Raw genomic sequence first — 267 nt, 5'->3', positions numbered from 1 at the left:
CCGCAGATCGCCGCCACACGCCGTGCGCGGGCCGCATCATCGTGGGCCTCGTGCAGGCTGAGGATGGTTTTGCCGTTGTGGCGCAGATGAAAAGCCACGTCGAAGCGCGCCAGCGCCAGACGCTTGATCACTTCTTGCAGGTGATCGAACTCGGTTTTTTCGGTCTTGAGGAATTTGCGCCGGGCCGGGGTGTTGAAGAACAGGTCGCGGACTTCCACCGAAGTGCCGACCGGATGCGCCGCCGGCTGCACGCGCGGCGCCATGTCC

General features: G+C 64.8%; 1 pseudogene. It reads right to left on the bottom strand.

Annotated elements, in window-relative coordinates:
• Positions 1-251, bottom strand: a pseudogene (locus AAEY83_RS15670) (DNA mismatch repair endonuclease MutL); the annotation flags it as partial.
• Positions 252-267: the final 16 nt, after the last annotated feature.

It is taken from the genome of Psychrobacter sp. TB20-MNA-CIBAN-0197, from assembly GCF_040309765.1.
GTDB lineage: Bacteria > Pseudomonadota > Gammaproteobacteria > Pseudomonadales > Moraxellaceae > Psychrobacter > Psychrobacter submarinus.
This window is presented reverse-complemented; position numbering and strand designations above follow the sequence as displayed.